The organism is Streptomyces silaceus (assembly GCF_001419745.1).
Classification (GTDB): domain Bacteria; phylum Actinomycetota; class Actinomycetes; order Streptomycetales; family Streptomycetaceae; genus Streptomyces; species Streptomyces silaceus.
In genome coordinates this window covers 1-2320 of the sequence record NZ_LIRJ01000240.1, presented here as the reverse complement: position 1 = coordinate 2320, position 2320 = coordinate 1, and the positions used below count along the sequence as shown (strand labels likewise).

Here is a 2320-nt window from a genome sequence, read left to right as displayed (position 1 = left end):
CCCCCCGGCTGCCCCGCCCACGGCATCGGCCCCGGCGGCCTGCGCCGCCTCTACGGCCCCGAGGCGGACACCGACCTGGCGGGCCTGTACGAGAAGCTGCGCGCCGAACACGGCGCCGTGGCCCCCGTGCTGATCCACAACGACGTGCCGATCTGGGCGGTCCTCGGCCACAGCGAGAACCTCCACATGGTCCGCACGCCCTCGCAGTTCACCCGCGACTCGCGCCGCTGGCGCGCCGTGCAGGACGGCAGCGCGGGCATGGACCACCCGCTGGCGCCGGTCTTCACCTGGCNNACCGGCGCCATGTCGGGCCTCGACCACCGCGGCATCCGCCGTTACATCAACCGCTATACGAACCACCTGCTCAACGACATCTGTCAGGACGGCCGCGCCGACCTGGTCAGCCAGTTCGCCGAGCACCTGCCGATGATGGTGATGTGCCACGTCCTCGGCATGCCCGAGGAGTACAACGAGCGCATGGTGCAGAGCGCCCGCGACATGATCAAGGGCACCGAGACCGCCATCGCCAGCAACGCGTACGTGATGGAGGTCCTGATGGGCCTCGTGGCGCGGCGCCGCGCCAACCCCGAGGAGGACTTCGCCAGCAGCCTCCTCGCGCACCCGGCGCAGCTCACCGACGACGAGGTCGGCGCGCATCTGCGCCTGGTGCTCATCGCCGCGTACGAGGCCACCGCCAACCTCATCGCGAACGTGCTCCGGATGGTCCTCACCGACCCGCGCTTCCGCGCCCAGCTCAGCGGCGGCCAGATGACCGTCCCCGAGGCGGTCGAGCAGTGCCTGTGGGACGAGCCGCCCTTCAGCGGCATCGTCGGCTACTTCGCCAAGCAGGACACCGAACTCGGCGGCCAGCGGATCAGGGCGGGCGACGGCCTGATCCTCGGCATCGCGCCGGGCAACGTCGACCCGGTCGTACGCCCCGACCTCGCCGCCAACATGCAGGGCAACCGCTCGCACCTCGCGTTCAGCGGCGGCCCGCACGAGTGCCCCGGCCAGGACATCGGCCGCGCCATCGCCGACACCGGCGTCGACGCGCTCCTGATGCGGCTGCCCGACGTCGAACTCGCCGTCGACGAGCGGGAGCTGCGGTGGACCTCGTCGATCCTGTCGCGGCACCTGGTGGAGCTGCCGGTCAAGTTCGACCCGCGGCCGCCGCAGGACGTCATGGCCCGGCCCTCGGCGCAGCTGCCGACGCCGCGCAGGGACTGGCAGGTGTCCTCGCCTGCGCCGCGCCCGCAGCAGCCCGCCGCCCCGGCCCCGGCCGCGTCGGCACCGGCGCAGGCCGTGCCCGCCCAGGGTCCGGCAGCCGCTCCCGAGCGGCCCAAGGGGGCCTGGCGCCGCTTCCTCACCTGGTGGCGCGGGTACTGACCGGGCGCCGGCCCGTGCGTGGCTAGCGGTTCCAGTCGTCGTACGCCGCCCAGGCACCCAGCGTCCGCCCGCTGACGAAGCGGTGCGGGACGCCCGTGACCGGATCCGTGAACTCCAGGACGCGCGCCAGGAGTTGCAGGGGCCGCCGGAAGTCGTCCGGCGGCACGGGTCCGGTCACCACCGGGTAGACCGGGTCGCCGAGGATCGGCAGGCCCAACGCGTTCATGTGGACGCGGAGTTGATGGGTGCGGCCGGTGTGCGGGGTGAGGCGGTAGCGGCCGAGGCCGCCGCGGTGCTCGACGAGTTCGACCCGGCTCTCGCTGTTCGGCGCGGCGCCCTCGACCTCGTACGCCGCGATGATCCCGCGGACCTTCTCGATGTGGCTGCGCACCGTCCGGGGGAGCCGCACCCCGGGGTCGTACGGCGCGACGGCCTCGTACTCCTTGTGCACCCGGCGGTCGCCGAACAGCGTCTGATAGGCGCCGCGTTCCTCGGGGCGCACCGTGAACAGGAGCAGTCCCGCGGTCAGCCGGTCGAGGCGGTGCGCGGCGCCGAGCGTCGGGATGCCGAGTTCCGCGCGCAGCCGGGCGAGGGCGGTCTGGGTGACATGGCTGCCGCGCGGCATGGTCGCCAGGAAGTGCGGCTTGTCCACGACGACGATGTGCTCGTCGCGGTGGACGACGTCGAGGGCGAACGGCACGGGGACCTCCGGTGCCAGATCGCGGTGGAACCACACGAAGGCCCCCGGCTCGTACGGCGCGTCCGGCGCCACCGGCGTCCCGTCCGCGCCGACGATCCTGCCCTCCCGCAGCATCGCGTCGATGACCCCGGGCCCGGCGGCGAGCCGCTCCACCAGATGCGCGCGCACGGTGGGCCAGACCCCGTCGGGCGGCAGCTTGACCCGGACGGGGTCGACGCCGTCGCGCTGGGGGAG

2 protein-coding genes and 1 pseudogene are annotated in these 2320 nt (G+C 73.7%); 2 read left to right on the top strand and 1 reads right to left on the bottom strand.

All coding sequences use genetic code 11. The features are described 5' to 3' along the window. Positions 1-292 (top strand): annotated as a pseudogene (locus AOK22_RS42895) (cytochrome P450); the annotation flags it as partial. A gap of 2 nt (positions 293-294) precedes the next feature. Beyond that, on the top strand, positions 295-1386 hold a 1092-nt coding region (locus AOK22_RS22575; protein WP_244164926.1), incomplete at its 5' end, for a cytochrome P450. A gap of 22 nt (positions 1387-1408) precedes the next feature. Here AOK22_RS22575 and AOK22_RS22570 read toward each other — a convergent pair. Continuing rightward, positions 1409-2320: RluA family pseudouridine synthase (locus AOK22_RS22570; protein WP_055700532.1), on the bottom strand; the 912-nt coding region annotated here is incomplete at its 5' end.